The sequence below is a fragment of the Rhizobium mulingense genome (assembly GCF_029194105.1).
Classification (GTDB): Bacteria; Pseudomonadota; Alphaproteobacteria; order Rhizobiales; family Rhizobiaceae; genus Rhizobium; species Rhizobium mulingense.
Genome location: NZ_JARFVE010000044.1, coordinates 1 through 2,581 on the forward strand (window position 1 = coordinate 1; position 2,581 = coordinate 2,581).

Consider the following 2,581-nt stretch of genomic DNA (forward strand, 5'->3'; position numbering starts at 1 on the left):
GCAATGCCCCGTTCATTCTGCCCATGTCGGCGATGAAGTCGAGGTTCACTATCGCTGGCATCCACATTTTGGCCAGAAGGTTTCCATTCGTCGCGTCGAAGAACGAGCGACAGGCCGGTTTTTGAAGGTTCTGGGGCCGACAGGTGTCGTCATCGCGATCTCAGGGTGGATGATCGATCCCGTGGTCTGCCGCGGCATGACCATGGGAACGCCACGCGTCGATCTTGCGACGCTAATCGAATTGAACAGGCTGGTCTCTGGCGGCAGCAAAGCGGCACCCTTCCGAAGTGGACGTAGAATCACTCAGGAGGACCATGATGAGATCCCGCAATACGCTGGTGCCGGCGTCGGGCCGGCAGCTCGACCTGATATTCAAAACTCGGATGCTCGACGGACTGAGCGACAAGGAACGCAAGAAGGCGATTTCAACGCTGGCTTGCCTGCTGATGCAGGCCGCAGGCCTCGTCGTCGAGGAGGTCAACGATGACCAGCACTGATTTGATTCCGACAGCGCTGCTCGCGCGCAAGGCCGTCGTTTATGTGCGGCAATCCACGCAGTCGCAGGTTATAACCAATCTGGAAAGCCAGCGACGGCAGTATGATCTTGTTGACATTGCGCGACACCACGGCTTCAGCGACGTCGAGGTGATCGACGACGACCTCGGGCGCTCTGCCAGCGGAACCGTCGCCCGTCCGGGCTTCGATCGTCTCGTCGCCCTACTGTGCGCCGGCAAAGTTGGTGCCGTTTTCTGCTTCGATGCTTCACGGCTTGCGCGCAACGGTCGGGACTGGCATCACCTGCTCGAACTGTGCGGCCTGGTCGAAGCCCGCGTCATTGACCATGACGGCGTCTACAATCCATGTCGACCCAACGATCGGCTGCTGCTGGGAATGAAGGGCAGTATCAGCGAGTTCGAACTGGGCGTGCTGAGAGCCCGGATGCTCGATGCCGCCAGGTCGAAGGCGCGCCGTGGCGAACTGCGACTTTCCGTTCCGTTCGGCTACATTTGGCATCGGGAGGCCGGGCTTGGGCTCGATCCTGATCTGCGTCTGCAAGAGGTAATTCGATCCATCTTCGCCCGCTTCCACGACCTTGGAAGCGCGCGTCAGGTGCTGCTGTCGATGACGAAAGATCAGATTCACTTCCCTCGGCCGTCGGATGAAGGGCGCATGACCAACTTCGTATGGATGCCAGTACGTTATCGCAATGTGATCGGCATCCTCAAAAACCCCTTCTACGCCGGCGTTTACGTCTATGGGAAGAGCGAGAAGCGGACTGCCATCGTCGATGGACGGGCTCGGCGCAGTTACGGGCACGGCAAGCCCGTCGGTAGCTGGGAGGTGATGATCCGGGACCATCACGAAGGTTACATTAGTTGGGGCGAATACGAGCGTAACCAACAGCAACTGGCCCTCAATAATTATGGCCGCTCGGGTGGGACTAAATCGGGCCGCGGCGGCAAAGCATTATTATCAGGTCTCCTGACCTGCGGACGGTGTGGACGGCGACTGAGTGTTGCCTATACGGGAAATCCACAAAATCCTGTCTATCGCTGCTATAAACAGAACCTGATGATGGGCTTGCCCCGTTGCATGACGTTCGGCGGCTCGAAGGTCGATGCGGCGGTTGCGCGCGAGTTGTTGCGCGCGGTAGAACCATTAGCGATCGAGGCGACTTTTGAAGCAGAGCGGATGCACCGGGAGCGACAGGAAGACCAGCGCCACATTCACGATCTGGAGCTACAACAGGCCCGCTACGAGGCTAGCCTCGCCGAGCGCCGCTATGCGGCATGCGATCCCGACAACCGCCTGATAGCTGCACAGCTTGAGAAGAATTGGGAAACGGCGCTACGCCGCGTCCGTGATCTGGAAGTGCGCAGGCCTACCGAAAGTCCTTCAACCATCGAAGTTGACCCAGGCACTTTCGCAAACCTCGCCGACAATCTGCAGGCGGCCTGGGAGTCGCCGGATGTCACCATGCGCGTGCGCCAGCAACTGCTACGTACATTGATCGCCGACATTGTTGTCGATGTCGATGATGAGGTGCGCGACGTGGTGCTGACCATCCATTGGAAAGGCGGTCAGCATTCGGAGCTCAAGGTTCGCAAGCCCCAGACGGGTGAACACGGGTGCGCCACAACGGAAGATGCTTTGGCAGTGATGCGGAGCATGGCAGGACGCTGGTCCGATGAACATATCGCCGCGTCGCTCAATCGAATGGGAATGCCCACGGGGCAAGGAAAAACCTGGACTGCACACCGGGTCGCTTCCGTAAGGCGGGTCCGGGCCATTCACGCGTACAAATCAGCCGATAAAGAGGGCGAATGGCTGACCATGACAGAGGCGGCGGCGGTTTTGGGCGTGACCAACCACCGAATACGCCACCTGATCAAGACGAACGTGTTGTCTGCCGAGCAGGTGGTTCCCGGCGCGCCGTATCAAATCCGGGCCAGCGACCTGACTTCGGCGACCGTCCAAGCCGCGATAGCCCGAAAGGGCCGCCCGTGTCGCATTGCTGACACCGAGACGCTTCCAATGTTTACAGATACTTAAAGAGGGAGTGCACAATGACTCAGGTCCG

General features: G+C 59.3%; 2 protein-coding genes. Both read left to right on the top strand.

Translation table 11 applies throughout. The annotated features are described in order from the left end of the window. Nucleotides 1-317: 317 nt before the first annotated feature. On the top strand, nt 318-497 hold the full coding sequence (locus tag PYR71_RS30520; protein WP_077994911.1) for a hypothetical protein: 180 nt from the start codon (nt 318-320) through the stop codon (nt 495-497). Next, nucleotides 484-2,553, top strand: a complete 2,070-nt coding sequence (locus tag PYR71_RS30525; RefSeq protein WP_077994910.1) for a recombinase family protein — start codon at nt 484-486, stop codon at nt 2,551-2,553. Before PYR71_RS30520 ends, PYR71_RS30525 begins: the two co-directional genes overlap by 14 nt. Nucleotides 2,554-2,581: the final 28 nt, after the last annotated feature.

Bases quoted from the DNA above. Each gene is read 5' to 3' on its own strand.
- PYR71_RS30525 (WP_077994910.1), top strand. From the start codon at position 484: ATGACCAGCACTGATTTGATTCCGACAGCGCTGCTCGCGCGCAAGGCC.
- PYR71_RS30520 (WP_077994911.1), top strand. From the start codon at position 318: ATGAGATCCCGCAATACGCTGGTGCCGGCGTCGGGCCGGCAGCTCGAC.